Consider the following 13,253-nt stretch of genomic DNA (forward strand, 5'->3'; position numbering starts at 1 on the left):
AGCAGCGGGGCGCCGCCTCGCTCAAACCCTTTCCCATGAGCGCGTGATGCGATCATGATCCGACCCTTGTGAGGCGTCTCCAGCAGATGAGGCTGCAAGCCAACGAGACGAAGGCGCCGTGGAGTTCGATACGTCGTTCCCAGCGGACCGCGAGGCGTTTGAACTGGTGGAGCAGCACGAAGGTCTGCTCGACGACGTAGCGGAGCTTGCCCAGGCCCTTGATGTTCGGGGAACCCTTGCGGGAGATCATCGCCTGGGTGCGGCGGCGTCGCAGCTCACCGCGCACAGCCTTCGAGTCGTACGCCTTGTCGCGAGGAGGCACTCCGGCCGCCGTCGGGGCCGGCCGGGTCCTCCGGCTGGCCGACTACCTGGTGGAGGTCGGGCTGTGCGAGCCGGGTGAGACCGCCGAGTTCGACGCGCGGTTCTTCCGCCGGCAACTGGAGGACAAGCTCCACGACACCGCCGCGGCGGCGGACGCCGGGTACCCGGACAACGAGGGCCTGGTCATCGCCCCGGAGACGGGCATCCCGTCGCTGAAGCCGCACCGCGCGGTGGGGCTGACGCCCTCGCCATCCAGCCCGAGGCGTACGACCCGAAATTCGACGTCGACTTCACCCGCTGTGTGAGCAGGACCCGCCCGCAGCTGGCTTCGGCACCGCCGCATGAAACGGGCGGGCCGCCCCCGCGCCAGCGGGGGCGGCCCCAGGAGGCATTGGCCGGCAGGTGCAGAGCCGTGTACTTCAGGTTTGGTTCCGAGCCCGGAGACTCAGCTGTTGCCCAGGGTGAAGCCGTGGATGGTGCCGGGGTGGATCTCGGAGGTGTAGCTGACACCTGCGGCGTCCAGGGCCTGGTTGAGCTCGCCGAGGACCTCGGGTGCCATGTCGTTGCGCCGCAGACCTCTCCAGTCGGCCCAGCGCCGGCAGCCCTTCGCCGGTCAGGGGCGTGAAGGACGAGCGTAGGGCGTTCCACAACTCAGTGGCCGCTTCGTGGTTATCCGCGCCGGACCTCCACTGGGTGCCTGCCGCGCGGGCCGCGTCGATCAGGGCGCGGTGGGCCGTTGGGCGGCCAGGCGGGGTGTAGCTGGGCACGTAGCAGGAGATCGACTGCGGGTAGGCCTGGGAGGTTCCCCGGCCCTGCCGCGCGCCCAGCACACGCGGCGGACGCCTGAGGAGGACGTCCTCGGGGACGATCGTGGCAGCCATGCGTTGGAGGGTCGACACGACGTCGATCGCTGTGGCCTCGTCGAACAGCCGTACCGCCACCTGGCCGTCGGGACCGGCTCCATGGACCTGCTGGGGGCGCCGGACCGCCAGGCGGCTGGCCACTGCCGCGATCTGCGGTCCGAAGCGGCGGCTGACCGGCAACTCCGCGGCGCCGGCCAGCGGGAACGCCGAGGCGGGCCCGCTCACGGCGCCGGCGTCACGATCGGCGGCGCATCACCCGCTGCTTCGGTGGACGGGAACCGTAGTTCAGAGAAGCGCCGGTCCTCGCGCGGCAGGACTGGGCGGACGGCTCGGTGCACTACCAGGTCGAGGTCGACCTAAACGGGGACACGTCGGTCACCGGCCACGCGTAACCGGTGGCCACAGCCGGGGTTGCGGGCGGCCCGCAGGCCTCCCGGACGGTCGACGAGCGGCGGCAGGGGGACATGCCTCAGGGGCGGCCTCGCGAGGCGTAGCGGGGCCACGGGGTGTCGGTAAGAACTCTGTCATCGATCCTGCTGGCTTATTCCGTCAGAACCCATCTTTGAACCGCCGAGCCGTCCGCGTCCGTCACGGCCTCATGGCCAGCGAGGCTGCTTCCTGACGCGCCTTGAAAAAAGTTGCGGGCCGCTGTCGATCCGGCCACGTCCCGTTCGACGTCATGATGTGCGGCGCCTCGCCACACAATGACGCGACAGGACCTGACGAGGAAACACGTGGATCAACTGCTGAAAGTCATGAACTTCAACGTCTCGAGTGACGGTATCGGTGCCGGTGAGCACCAGAGTCTCGAGCGGCCGTTCGGCCTCGACCATCCCGAGAGGCTGTTCGCCTGGGCCGGAGCCACGGCGAGCTGGCCCATGCGCACGGATCCCGGCGGGAGCCGGGGCCTCGACGACTACTTCACGCGAGACTTCGCGCGCAACATCGGTGCCGAGATCATGGGCCGCAACAAGTTCGGGCCCCAGCGCGGTGCCTGGCAGGACCATGAGTGGCGCGGCTGGTGGGGGGAGGAGCCCCCGTTCCGCACGCCGGTGTTCGTCATGACCCATCACGAGCGTCCGTCGTTCACGCTCTCCGACACCACGTTCCACTTCGTCGACGGCGGCCCGGCCACCGTCCTCGAGCGTGCGCGGGAAGCGGCGCAGGGCAAGGACGTCCGGCTCGGTGGTGGGGTTACCACCATCCGGCAGTTTCTCGACGCCGGCCTCGTCGACACCATGCATGTGGCGGTCTCACCGGTAAAGCTCGGGTGCGGACTACGGCTGTGGGAGTCCCCCGATGAGCTGCTCGACCGGTTCCACCTGGAGGTCGTGCCCAGCCCGAGCGGCGTGACGCACCACCTGTTCTGGCGAAGGTGACGCCAGGGCCCACTCGGGCGACTGAAGAGGCCGGCCGGGCACTCCACGAGTACCAGCCGTTCAGCTGATTCGCCCTGATCAAGGGTTCAAAGACGGGTTCTCACGCGGTGAGGGAGAGGCCCTAGGTGGCTGACGCGGGTGCGGTCGAGTGGGTGGCCGTTCCACCAGGCATCGAGGCGAATGAGGTTGAGTGCAACGGTGGAGAGGACGTGTTCCAGGTGGGTCTTCTGGAGACCGAGGTAGCGGGCACGTCCTATCCCGGTGACCGCGATGGCCCGGTGGATGGTTCCCTCGATGCCTGCGCGGGTTCCGTACTCGGCTCGCCATTGCTCATCGCTTTGCTGGAGGCGGGCACGGTCGAGGACTTCTTGCAGCTTGCGGGGTTGCAGGGAGAGGGTTCGGCCGCTGGTCTTCGAGCGGGTGCACTGGTCGCGCACTGGGCAGGGACGGCATGTCTCCTTGTCGAACTTGATGACGATGGCCTTGGTGCCGCGCTGGGTGGCGGGACTCCACCAGGTACTGGTGTCCCCGCGTGGGCAGGTGGCCTGCCGCTTGTCCCAGTCGATGGTGAACGCGGTGCGGTCGAAGCCGGCGTCGGCACGTGCCTGGGGTGAGCTGTTCATCAGGACCGGGGTGACCAGGGTGACCCCGAAGTTCTTCTTCATGACCACGATCAACTCGGCGGATGTGTAACCGGAGTCGAGGAAGTGCTCGGCGGGCAGGAGAGCGCGGGCGGCGAGCATGTGATGGACTGGCTCGGTCATTTCCGCGTCGGTCACCTCCAGCTCCGCGCATTCCGAGTCGAGGATGCCGGCGGCCCACCGCTCCTCGCGGGTGCCCTGCCGTGGCAGTGCCCGCAGCCGGCCGATCACCTCGGCCCGCGTGGCGTCGCCCCCGCTCTTGGGTGGCTCAGGAGCAGATGTCACAACGAGCTTGTCGAAGCCGCCGACGAGAAGCAACTGACCAAGACGATCGCCCGCTACGGCCGCGTCGATCTCCTCTGTATTGACGAACTCGGCTACATGGAGCTCGACCGCCGCGGCGCCGAACTCTTCTTCCAAGTCCTGACCGAGCGGGGGGAGAAGAACAGCGTGGCCATCGCTTCCGACGAGTCCTTCGGAGGATGGACCAAGGCCTTCCCCGACCCCCGCCGCTGCGCTGCCATCGTTGACCGCCTCACTTTCGGCGGCAACATCATCGAGACCGGCACCGACTCCTACCGCCTCGCGACCACCCGGGCCCGAGCCGAACAACAGTCCCTGGGCTGAGGGGCCCGATGGAAGATGCGAGAAAAGTCAGGACTGCGCGGTCCGGAACGCGAGATACCGGCTGAAGGCTTCGTGGCTGTCGGGGGTGAAGCGCCACTCCAACAGGGCCGAGCCGAGCTCCGGCTCGGTCAGCCAGCCATGCCAGGCGACCTCATCGGGATCGGGGACCACGGCGTCCGGCACTACGGCTTCGTGCACGCCGAGCCAGTGAGGGCTCAAGCCGCTGCGGTTGATGAACGTGAACCGCAGGCGCGGCAGCGCACGAATGCCCAGCTCTTCGGCCAGCTCTCGCGCGGCGGCCTGTTCATAGGACTCGCCGACATTTGCGGCGCCACCGACCTCGACCTCATAGAGCCCGGGGAAGCGCGATACCTGCTCCGACCGCCGATGGACGAGGATCCGGCCACGCTCATCACGACACACCGTCACGGCGACCCGATGCAGCCAACCCTCCCGGATGGCCTCCCGACGGCTGACCACCCCCAGGACACGATCTTGACAGTCGACACGCTCCACAAGTTCATCCACGAAGCACACCCTGGCAGAACCCACCGACAACGCCGTTTCTCGGCGAGCCGTTCTCGGAACTCGACAACATTCTGGACCCGCTTGATCAACATCCGTTGCCTGAACTCGGCATCAGCCGTTCTCGCGTTACACCGACGAAGCCACACGGTCGGCGGCGGAGAGGTCCTCCATCAAGTCCCGGCGCCCCTCGCCGATGTGCTGCGGAAGGCCGGCCCGGAGGACCCGGACGCGGCCGCCGCCTCCGCTCGGGGCACGGCCAGCGAGCTGGTCCTCATCCTGCACGACCGTATCCCGATCAACTCCCTGAAGCTCGACGGCGACCGAGGTCTCTTCGAGCAGCTCAGCGCCTGGGACCCGGATGAGTAGGACGTGACGATGCGCCACCTCGTACGCCCCGGGGCTTGCCTCCCGCCAACGGCTACGACCACGCCGTGGTGGCCTCGGGGCCGCGGGGGGAGCAGACCGCCACGGCTGCGAAGCGGCTGACCAAAGCGGCGGCTCGTCGATGAGTTGCTAGCGGCTCGTCTTCGACCGGCCGGGAAGTTCCTGTTCGGTCGCCCGCCGGTACAGCTGTGCCTGGCTCAGCTCCTGCAGCTCACTCCTGCCGGCGCTGCCACGGCCGCGGGCCCGTGCGGAGGCGGCCCCCGCCCTCTTCGGCGGAGCCTTCCGCGTCGGCGTCTTCGCCGGTTTGCCTGACCGACAAGGGCGTCCGTGTGGAGTTCGCCAAGGAGAACCTTGCCTTCACCGGCGAGGACAACCCCATGGCCACCCTGCTCCTGTCGGTCATGGGCGCGTTCGCCGAATTCGAGCGCGCCCTGATCCTCGAACGCCAACGCGAGGGCATCGCCGAGGCCAAGGCCCGCGGCGCCTACACCGGCCGCAAACCCGCACTCACCCCCTGGCGGCCATGTTGACGTCGCCCGTCGCCGGCTGGTCGGTCCGGCTTTGGTCGGTGCGACACCAAGAGCGTCAGTCGTCACGGCGGCGCGGCGCCACGCCGGACGTCCGTCCGGCGACGGTGGAACCAACCCAGCCCATCTGACGTGCAGTTACATGGACCGCCTGGGACAGGGGGACATGTGGGGGAACGGGGGAACGGTGTCGACCGGGGATCACGTCGAGCAGTTCGCGGCGCTGCTGCGCCGACTGAAGGACCGCACGGATCGGAGCTACGGCTCCCTGGCCCGGCGCCTCAACATGAACACCTCCACGCTGCACCGCTACTGCGCGGGCGAGGCGGTCCCGCAGGACTACGCCCCGGTGGAGCGTCTGGCCGCCTTCTGCGGGGCAACACCGGAGGAACGCCTCGAACTGCACCGCCTGTGGCTGCTCGCGGTGGCGGCACGACAGCGGTCTCGGGCGGGTGAGGGGGCGACGGAGCCGACACGGGCCGAGGAGACGGCGGAGCCGACAAAGGCCGAGGGGGCGCTGGAGCAAGCAGGGGGCGAGCGGGCTTCGGGTCCGGACATCCGGACGGTACAGGGCGTGGATGACGGCGCGGACGGCATCGGTGGTGGCGGGGGCAGCACGAGCGGTGCACCGCCGCCACTCGACACGGGCGCGCCCGACGCCTGGCCGCCCATTCCCGGCGCTCCCGGACCGGGAAGTCCCGAGCCGACGGCCCAGTGGGATGCGGCCCGCTCGACCGGACGGCCCTGGTACCGCCGTCGCCGCACCGCCGTCGGTGCCGCCGCGGCGACCGTGTTACTGGTGACGCTGGGCAGTCTGCCGGCGCTGTCGGCCGGTCGGTCTCACGACAACTCCGCCAAGGCCCCCGGTCGGTCCCGTACAACAGGAACCGGTACGTCACACCGCCCCTCTGCCACTGCAACCAGCCCCTCCTCCAGTCGTTCATCGGCCTCGCCCTCCGCAGGAGTACGGGCTTCGGGGAGCCCCGAGCCGAAGGGCGGATCGTCGGCGGACACGAAGAGCGACGACCCGGTGACGACCGGTGTGCCGCTCGCCTGGACCGCCGACTCGCAGATCTGGCAGGGCGGTTGCGGGCACGACTACGTCATCGCGAAGAAGCCGGCCCAGGTGCCCCCGCCGCCGGTGCAGCAGGACACCGGCGTGTGGGCGGCGGCGCAGGGGGCGGTGCCCGGGCGGCAGACGAGGGTGCAGATCTCGGTACAGGGGAAGTCGTCCACGGCCGTGGTCCTGGAGGCTCTCAAGGTCCGTATCGTCAGCCACGGCGCCCCGGTCACCGGCAACGCGTACGCCATGGGCCAGGGTTGCGGCAGCGACCTGGCGCCCCGTGAGTTCTCCGTCGACCTGGACGTCAACCGCCCGATCGTCCACGCGGGCCCCGGCAATGACAGAGGAAAGCCCGTCCCTGCGGTGCAGTTCCCCTACCGCGTCTCCGCCGAGGACCCGGAGGTGCTGCTGGTCACCGCGACGACCGAGGCTTACGACTGCCACTGGTACCTGGAACTCGACTGGTCCTCCCAGGGCCGCACCGGCACGGTCCGCATCGACGACCACGGCCGCCCGTTCCGCACCAGCAGCATCAAGGGCCTGCCTCACTACTGGTACGGCACGAACGGCGACGGTGTGCGTCAATGGGTGCCCGTCGACTCCTGGAAGCCCTGACAAAGCCGCTTCACGTGACGGTGCGTGATCAGGCAGACGGCAAGGCCGAGGAATGCTTCGTGGTTGTCGTCGCGTCTCTCCCAGCGGATGCGCAGGCATCGGAAGCCGTGGAGCCAGGAGTTCGGTGCGTTCGACGGCCCCGCGGAAGGTGCCCGGGCCAGAGCCGTGTGGCCGGCCCGATCATGACACAACGCGTCCGAGCAGGCGGCGGGTCCTGCGTGAGCAACGGTCGGCTGCCCAGACTTCCGGCAGAGGGCACCGCTCCGCCGTCAGCGGGCGCTCGTGGTGGCGATGTCGCTGATGTGGTTGTACCGCTCCAGCAGCACGAAAAGCTTGATCTTCTGCGTCGTCTCCCCACTGCCGAAGGTCAGGGTGACGATGACCTCATGGCCGTTACCCACGGCGCCGTTGTCGCTCACCGTCCACTGCGCCGGGACATTCTGGGCACGCAGGACGCCGTCCGCCCCGTTCTTCTTCTCCCACGCCGCCAGTCGGTTGGCGAAGTCGGGCGTCAGGTAGTGCTTGCGGAGTGCCGTGGCCAGCGTGACGTCCGGGTCCGCGTAGTCGCCCTTCGCGTCGATGTACGCGCCGTAGAAGTCGGCGACCCGGGTCACCGACTGGCCGGACGTGCCGCTGACCGACTGCGATGCGGCGGCGGGCGCCTTTGCGGGGGCGTGGACGGACGCCTGTGCCGACACCTGTGTCGACACACCGAGTCCGACGGCCAGGACGAGGCCGGCGGCGACGGCCGCGCGGCGGCCCGGACGACGGTGTGCGGAGGACTTCCTGTTCATGTGCGTCTTCCTTCTCTGGTCCGTATGTGGTTACTCTCGGCCGATTCCGGCTTTCGTGCCGAAGGCGCCTGCCGACTTGTCGCCATCTCGTCCGCGTCCGATTCGAGGGACAGGACGGCCCGGCTGCCCCATCGGACAGGAGTCGGCCCGGTGACTTCGCCCCGGGGTCGGCGTGTGGCGGCGGGCGCCGCGGGGAGGCGAACGCCGCACCTTGAGTACTCGGGCACACAGGTGTCCCGGTACGCAGGCGCAGGGTAGGTGTCGTTGCGGTGCTGCTGCCGGGGCGGTCGTTCTGCCTCGGCCGGTGCGACATCCACAGCTTCGAGGACGGCGGGGATCCACACAACGCCTGCCGCCACACCGGCGACGATGGAACGATCCCACCCCTGTTGAACTGCGGAAACAGAGGTCCCTGGGATGCCCTGAGATGCAGTGCTGGGACGCGGAGACGACTCATGGCGGTTGGCCGACTTCTCCATGCAGCGCAGTCTGTCCTGACGGCGTACCAGCCGCCGACAGGGCGAAAGTTGGCTGATGTGGCACAACCGGATGATCTAGTCCAAGGGGTCAGTGATCGTAGGCGATCAGTGAGCGTAGGACGGTTTGTCCGGTGGCGTCGTTGTGCCAGATCGCGGAGGTCGACGCGAGGATGCGTTGCATGACGCGGGCCATGACACCGCCGGGTGTGCGCCCTCGCTACCGTTCGAGGTCAAGATGTCCCTTGAAGGTCTCGTTGATCGATTCGATGACCTGCCGCAGCGACAGTTCGCGTTCGAAACCACGGCCGAAGTAGTTCTTGTCGCCGATGAGAGTCTGTCGGGGGCGCTCTCGCAGAAGCTCGCATTCGGCGGCCAGGAGGTCGAGGAGGGTCTCGCGTTCGTCGGCCTTGGCCCCGGTCAGGGCGAAGGCGATGGGCAGGCCCTGAGGGGTGCAGACCAGGTACAGGCGCAGGCCCCAGAAGAAGCGGCTGTGGCTGGCGCAGTAGCCGTATTCGGCCCAGCCTGCCAGGTCGGAGCGTTTGACGGTCTCGCGGGAGCGGCCGCATTCCACCGGGGTGGAGTCCACGACCCATACGTCGTCGCTCCACACCGAGGTGGTGGCGGCCAGGATCCGGTTGACGCTCCGCATCAGAACGGCGGCCTTGCGCAGCCGCTTGTTGTAGCCGGGCTGCTGGGGCAGGCAGGGGAAGAGGTGGCGCAGGTGGGCACGGGCATGGCGGAGCCATTTGGCCTCAGGCGGGGCGTAATGCCGACCGGCGGGCGCCACGGCGCCAGGTCGGGATGCTCCTTCAGCGTGTCGTCGGTCGTCGCATAGAGTGCTGTCGCGAGGGTGTCCACGTCGTTCGTCACAAAACGATCTTGGACATCCTCGTTCTGGTCTCCGCAGGCACCCCTTGGACCACACCACCAGGAGGAACCAGTGTCATACCCGCAGCTGCTCACCCCCGAGGAGAGGCTCGCCGACGCGAAGAAGCTGTTGAGCCTCCCGCGTATCGTCGTGATCTGCGGCTCCACCCGCTTCATGACCGAGATGAACGAGGCCGATCTGCGGGAGACCAAAGCCGGAAAGATTGTCGTCAAACCGGGCTGTGACATGAAGTCGCCGCACGAACTTTGGTCCGATCCTGTCGAGGACGATGCGCTGAAGGTTCGACTCGACGATCTGCACCGGGCGAAGATCCGGCTCGCTGATGAGGTGCTCGTAGTCGGCGACTACATCGGAGACAGCACCCGAGCCGAAATCGCCTACGCCCGGTCGCTGGGCAAGCCCGTGCGGTTCACGCACCCCGAAGTCGACCCTGACGCCTGACCGCCCGCTACCACCGCGACAACCAGGGCCGGCAGCCCGCCACCTGACCGTCTCGCGGTGGCTTCGGCCGCCGCCCACCCCACACCCTCCGCAGGCATCCCTTGGAATTGATCATCTAGAGCGGGTCGGCCCCTGTGCCCAGACGGCGGCGGCCTGGCGACCGCGTCACCACCTGCCCCTCATTCCCGGAGGCAGGTGACTCGGCGGCAGCCCGTTCCGCAGCCGTGCGGCCTCGCTCGCGGCTGTCGCCGTTGGGCGACAGCTCCGGCTCGGCGAAGGGTTGGGGACCGGTGCCCAAGGGGCGGCGGGGGGTGATCACGGCCCGAGTCTCGCAGTTCGCCGGACGGTTTAGCACGACGGATCCAGCCGCATCGCGGCAGCGTGGTGTCTGACCGTCCGTGTTCACGGTACGAGCAGGCCGGTACGCGCGCAGGGCCTGGAGCACGAGCGGCGGGGTCACGGCAGACTCCCGGGTGAGGGCGCGGCGATCGCGCCGCGCGGCAGGGCGGAGGATGACAGGCTGGGGGCGCAGGAGCAGTTCCCGCAACGGAGGAGGAGTTCGGTGGAGGCGGCAGCGTCCGGCGAGTCGCCCCGCGATCAGGAGTCGGGACCGACGGTGTATCTGCTGGTCGGGCTGACCGGGTCGGGTAAGACCACGTACGCGCGTCGGCGGCTGGAGTCGGCCGGGGCGGTGCGGCTGTCCGTGGACGAGCGTGTGCACGCCCGGCACGGCCGCTATGGCGTCGACTACCCGGAGCGGGACTACTTCTCCTTGGAGGCTGTGGTCGTCGCGGAGGTCCGCGAGGAACTGGTCGACCTGGTCGCGGCCGGGCGGGACGCGGTGCTGGATCACGGGCTGTGTTCGGCCAGCGGCTGCGGCGGTAATCGACGCTCTCGCCGAGTTCGGTCTGCATCTCGGTGCGGACCTGCTCATCCGTGGGCAACGGGCGGCGGTTGAGGGAGAGCCAGTGCGCAAAGCGGGCCGCCGCACGCACCACCGATCCCCCGATCGCAGCCCTGGAGCTGCGGCACCGCCAACGCGGCAGTGATGACCCCGGCGACGCCGGATGACCGATTACTCCGCTGCCCGACACGTTGACGGCTCCAGCAAGGCGCGCTGCCTAGACGAGTGGGAAGCGAACGGAGTGGGCCGCGGAAACCAGGTGAACATCTTCCATGTCCGCAAGGCCGTCCTGCGCGAGGGTTATGGCAGAGGGCCGCCGACATCGTGCTCAGCGGCGCGAGGCGCTGATCGGGGCAGCGATCGACGTCCTGGTGAACGAGGGCGCCGCCGCCGTCACACCGGCAGCGGTCGGCGCCCGGGCGGGTCTGGCCCGTTCCGGCGTGTACCAGTACTTCGACTCGTCGGTGGCCCTGCCGGCGGCCATCACGGAGGAAGCCCTCCGGCGCTCCAACGAGGCACTCACCCGTGCCATGGCCGCCGCGAACGGCCCGGTGGAACGCGTCGAGGCATTCTTCAGGGAAAGTCTCCGCCTCGGCGCCGAAGGCGCACATCGACCCGCCGCCCTCATGGGCGCCGGTTTCCCACCGGCCTGCCAGGAACGGCTGACGGAACTCCATCTGAAACAAGTCGAACCGTTCCGCGCAGCGGTCCGACAGTTGGGTGCCCCCGAGCCCGCGCTCACGGCGGATCTGATCGCCGGGATGCTGCGCACGGGCCTTGCCGCCGTCGATGGCGGTGACCTGGGCTTTTCAGATCACGGCGTGGCGGGCTCGGCCTTCCGCCGAGCCCGCCACGCCGGCTCCCTACCGCAGCCGGACCCGCGTCATGCCGTCAGCGCTGCAGTGTCAGCAGACCCGGACGGTAGGGCAGGAGGCCGTAGTCGCCGCCGGAGTTGGGGCTGCGTCCCTGGTAGAGCAACTGCAGATTGCAGGGATCGACGGTCATGGTCTGATCGGCGCTGGTGCGGATCAGTTCGCCATGGCTGATGTCGTTGGTCCAGGTGGCGCCACTGTTGGCCTTGCCGGCGAAGGGATTGCTCTCGGTCGCAGCCTGGGGCGTCCATGAGCCGTTCAGACTGGTGGCCGTGAACGAGCGGAAGTACCGGCCCTGCGAGCCGATCGCCTCGACGATCATGAGGTAACGGTTCTGGTCCCGCAGCTTGTAGACCTGCGGGGCTTCGAACAGGTTGTTCGTCGTATCGCTCATGATCACTGTCGAGGTCGAGCCGAAGCTGCCCGGGAAGTTCCCGATCGGCATACTGGCCCGGTAGATCTTGCCGTTGTCGCCGGCGAAGAACAGGTACATGTTCGTGCCGTCACCGATGAGTGTCTGGTCGATGGGCCCTGTTCCGGAGCCGGAGATGCTTCCGGAGAAGAGCACCTGCTCGGACGACCAGCCATTCGGGTTGGTGGGGTCGCTCGACGTCCGGTAGGAGAAGGCGGTCCCGCCCCATTGGTAGGCGAGCACCCAGATGTTCTTCGGCGCGAAGTAGAGGAGCGTGGGTGCGACGGTGGAATTGGACATCGTGTTCTGGCCGGCCGATGCCATCTCCGACCAATTGGTGAACAGGCCGAAGTTCATCGAACCCCACCTCGTCCCCGTGTCGTGCGTGGTCGCATAGACGAGTTGTCTGCCGTTGTAGGGGACGACGGTGAAGTCCTTGAGCGAGACCCACCCCTGCTTGGGCTGCGCCAGCGCGCCCGTTGATGTCCAGCGGTAGTTCGACGGAAGATCGCACAGGCCGGGGGTGTCGGCGCTGACCTTGACGAGCTGCCACTGCTGGTTGGCGCCGCCCCAGTCGTCGTACTGGACGATGTTCGCGTTGTCGGCTGTGGAGGCGCCCTGTACTTCGAGGGCCTTGTTGCTGTGGCGCGAGATGAGCCTCACGTAGCCGTCCGCACTGTCGGCCAGCCGCCACTGCTGGTTGGTGCCGTTCAGGTCCGTCCACTGGACGATCGAGCCGCCGTTCGCGGTGGACCAGTTGTAGACGTCCAGCACCTTGCCCGAGTGGCGGGACTTGATGCGGTAGTAGCCGTCCCCGGAATCTACGAACTGCCACTGCTGCTGGTTCTGGTTGTTCCTGGTCCACTGGGTGATGCGGGCGCCGTCGTCGGTCGCCATGTTGTAGACATCCAGGGCTTTGCCGCTGCTGCGGTTGACCAGCACATACGAGGCGTTGGGGTCTACGCTCGCGGCCTCGGCGGGCTGGGCACCGAGGAAGGCGGCCACGAGCAGCAAGGGCGCAAGGACGCCGAGTAAGCGTCTTGAACGGACCGGGGACGGGTGGCGAAACCACATCAGAGGGCCTCCTTGGGGCGGGGTGAGGTGACGCCGATGAAGTGCGGAGCGGCCGAGCCGCGGGCGGGGACCGTTTCGAAAGTTTCGAAGTCATCCCGGTTCCGTGACGCCACAAGCTAGGAAGGCGGGGCCCTCTGGTCAAGGCCTGTCGTCGATCTGTCCACAAACAGTTCCTCCCACTTCGGGCGTGACAAGCTGTCGAGCCGACCGGAGCCCCCCGCAAGTTCGCGATACGGCTCACCAGTCCAGGGATCCGACCGGCTCGACCGGGGATTCGAAAGTTTCGATCGAAGAGCGGAAACTTTTCCCGCCGGGAGGGTTGACGAGTCAATGTCAATCCCTCAATCATCCTGTCTGGTAGACCGACCGTTGGTCGAGATTTCGAACCGCATTGTCCTGGACGGACTGTGCTGCACGGCAGAGCCGAGCACAGCCGCACG

Annotated in this window: 12 protein-coding genes and 5 pseudogenes; 9 read left to right on the top strand and 8 right to left on the bottom strand. The window is 68.3% G+C overall.

Annotation, left to right across the window (positions count from 1 at the left end; all coding sequences use genetic code 11):
* Nucleotides 1–52: 52 nt before the first annotated feature.
* On the bottom strand, nt 53–322 hold the full coding sequence (locus OIE49_RS32755) for a hypothetical protein (protein WP_326805446.1): 270 nt from the start codon (nt 320–322) through the stop codon (nt 53–55).
* Between OIE49_RS32755 and OIE49_RS32760 the strand changes: the two genes are divergently transcribed.
* Nucleotides 306–626, top strand: a complete 321-nt coding sequence (locus OIE49_RS32760) for a hypothetical protein (protein ID WP_326805447.1) — start codon at nt 306–308, stop codon at nt 624–626. The two genes, OIE49_RS32755 and OIE49_RS32760, sit on opposite strands and share 17 nt — an antisense overlap.
* A gap of 143 nt (nt 627–769) precedes the next feature.
* Here the strand turns inward: OIE49_RS32760 and OIE49_RS32765 are convergent.
* Nucleotides 770–898 (bottom strand): annotated as a pseudogene (locus tag OIE49_RS32765) (dienelactone hydrolase family protein); the annotation flags it as partial.
* Nucleotides 899–1,918: 1,020 nt separating this feature from the next.
* Here OIE49_RS32765 and OIE49_RS32770 point away from each other — a divergent pair.
* Nucleotides 1,919–2,563, top strand: a complete 645-nt coding sequence (locus tag OIE49_RS32770; protein WP_326805448.1) for a dihydrofolate reductase family protein — start codon at nt 1,919–1,921, stop codon at nt 2,561–2,563.
* An 86-nt stretch (nt 2,564–2,649) separates the two neighbouring features.
* Here OIE49_RS32770 and OIE49_RS32775 read toward each other — a convergent pair whose 3' ends face one another.
* Nucleotides 2,650–3,327 (bottom strand): transposase, encoded by a 678-nt coding sequence (locus OIE49_RS32775; RefSeq protein ID WP_326805449.1) that lies wholly within the window; start codon nt 3,325–3,327, stop codon nt 2,650–2,652.
* A 159-nt stretch (nt 3,328–3,486) separates the two neighbouring features.
* On the opposite strand from OIE49_RS32775, the pseudogene OIE49_RS32780 reads away from it, so the two are divergent.
* Nucleotides 3,487–3,831 (top strand): annotated as a pseudogene (locus tag OIE49_RS32780) (ATP-binding protein); the annotation flags it as partial.
* Nucleotides 3,832–3,858: 27 nt separating this feature from the next.
* Here the strand turns inward: OIE49_RS32780 and OIE49_RS32785 are convergent.
* Entirely contained in the window at nt 3,859–4,359 is a 501-nt protein-coding gene (locus OIE49_RS32785; RefSeq protein ID WP_442812328.1) for an NUDIX hydrolase, read from the bottom strand.
* A 195-nt stretch (nt 4,360–4,554) separates the two neighbouring features.
* Between OIE49_RS32785 and OIE49_RS32790 the strand changes: the two genes are divergently transcribed.
* The 3 genes from OIE49_RS32790 to OIE49_RS32800 all read left to right on the top strand — a co-directional run bounded on the left by OIE49_RS32790 (nt 4,555) and on the right by OIE49_RS32800 (nt 6,948).
* Nucleotides 4,555–4,725, top strand: a complete 171-nt coding sequence (locus tag OIE49_RS32790) for a hypothetical protein (RefSeq protein WP_326805451.1) — start codon at nt 4,555–4,557, stop codon at nt 4,723–4,725.
* A gap of 263 nt (nt 4,726–4,988) precedes the next feature.
* On the top strand, nt 4,989–5,273 hold the full coding sequence (locus OIE49_RS32795; RefSeq protein ID WP_442812329.1) for a recombinase family protein: 285 nt from the start codon (nt 4,989–4,991) through the stop codon (nt 5,271–5,273).
* A gap of 163 nt (nt 5,274–5,436) precedes the next feature.
* A complete protein-coding gene (locus tag OIE49_RS32800; protein WP_326806393.1) occupies nt 5,437–6,948 on the top strand; it encodes a helix-turn-helix domain-containing protein in 1,512 nt (503 codons plus the stop codon).
* Here OIE49_RS32800 and OIE49_RS32805 read toward each other — a convergent pair.
* From OIE49_RS32805 to OIE49_RS32815, 3 genes and pseudogenes are all read right to left on the bottom strand, one after another.
* A pseudogene (locus OIE49_RS32805) lies at nt 6,915–7,125 on the bottom strand (transposase); the annotation flags it as partial. The gene OIE49_RS32800 and the pseudogene OIE49_RS32805 overlap by 34 nt on opposite strands.
* 92 nt (nt 7,126–7,217) lie before the next feature.
* Entirely contained in the window at nt 7,218–7,742 is a 525-nt protein-coding gene (locus OIE49_RS32810) for a hypothetical protein (RefSeq protein ID WP_326805452.1), read from the bottom strand.
* Nucleotides 7,743–8,309: 567 nt separating this feature from the next.
* Nucleotides 8,310–9,091, bottom strand: a pseudogene (locus OIE49_RS32815) (transposase).
* A gap of 70 nt (nt 9,092–9,161) precedes the next feature.
* Here OIE49_RS32815 and OIE49_RS32820 point away from each other — a divergent pair.
* From OIE49_RS32820 to OIE49_RS32830, 3 genes and pseudogenes are all read left to right on the top strand, one after another.
* A complete protein-coding gene (locus OIE49_RS32820; RefSeq protein WP_326805453.1) occupies nt 9,162–9,551 on the top strand; it encodes a hypothetical protein in 390 nt (129 codons plus the stop codon).
* Nucleotides 9,552–10,113: 562 nt separating this feature from the next.
* A complete protein-coding gene (locus OIE49_RS32825) occupies nt 10,114–10,509 on the top strand; it encodes an AAA family ATPase (protein ID WP_326805454.1) in 396 nt (131 codons plus the stop codon).
* 248 nt (nt 10,510–10,757) lie between these two features.
* Nucleotides 10,758–11,252, top strand: a pseudogene (locus OIE49_RS32830) (TetR/AcrR family transcriptional regulator); the annotation flags it as partial.
* A gap of 94 nt (nt 11,253–11,346) precedes the next feature.
* Here the strand turns inward: OIE49_RS32830 and OIE49_RS32835 are convergent.
* Nucleotides 11,347–12,813, bottom strand: a complete 1,467-nt coding sequence (locus tag OIE49_RS32835) for a non-reducing end alpha-L-arabinofuranosidase family hydrolase (RefSeq protein ID WP_326805455.1) — start codon at nt 12,811–12,813, stop codon at nt 11,347–11,349.
* Nucleotides 12,814–13,253: the final 440 nt, after the last annotated feature.

This window comes from Streptomyces sp. NBC_01788 (assembly GCF_035917575.1).
Classification (GTDB): Bacteria; Actinomycetota; Actinomycetes; order Streptomycetales; family Streptomycetaceae; genus Streptomyces.

Excerpts from the sequence above, each read along its gene's own strand:
- OIE49_RS32835 (WP_326805455.1), bottom strand. The coding sequence starts at position 12,813 with ATGTGGTTTCGCCACCCGTCCCCGGTCCGTTCAAGACGCTTACTCGGC.
- OIE49_RS32800 (WP_326806393.1), top strand. The coding sequence starts at position 5,437 with ATGTGGGGGAACGGGGGAACGGTGTCGACCGGGGATCACGTCGAGCAG.
- OIE49_RS32775 (WP_326805449.1), bottom strand. The coding sequence starts at position 3,327 with ATGACCGAGCCAGTCCATCACATGCTCGCCGCCCGCGCTCTCCTGCCC.
- OIE49_RS32810 (WP_326805452.1), bottom strand. The coding sequence starts at position 7,742 with ATGAACAGGAAGTCCTCCGCACACCGTCGTCCGGGCCGCCGCGCGGCC.